Annotated in this window: 1 rRNA gene; it reads left to right on the top strand. The window is 49.4% G+C overall.

The features are described 5' to 3' along the window. A 23S ribosomal RNA gene (locus tag PSH54_RS20870) occupies positions 1 to 255 on the top strand; the annotation flags it as partial.

Below are 255 nucleotides of genomic sequence, written 5' to 3'. Positions count from 1 at the left end.
CGAGGCCGAAAGGCGTAGTCGATGGGAAACGGATTAATATTTCCGTACTTGGTATAATTGCGATGGGGGGACGGAGAAGGCTAAGCAAGCATGGCGATGGTTGTCCATGTGAAAGTGAGTAGGCTAGTGACTTAGGTAAATCCGGGTTGCTGTTAGGCTGAGACACGAGACGAGCACCCAAGGGTGTGAAGTTGCTGATGCCATACTTCCAGGAAAAGCCTCTAAGCTTCAGATTATACCGAATCGTACCCCAAA

The sequence above is a fragment of the Pseudoalteromonas sp. Angola-30 genome (assembly GCF_028599215.1).
GTDB classification, from domain to species: domain Bacteria; phylum Pseudomonadota; class Gammaproteobacteria; order Enterobacterales; family Alteromonadaceae; genus Pseudoalteromonas; species Pseudoalteromonas atlantica.
Note: the sequence above shows the minus strand (reverse complement) of the source record. Positions and strands in the feature narration are given on the sequence as shown.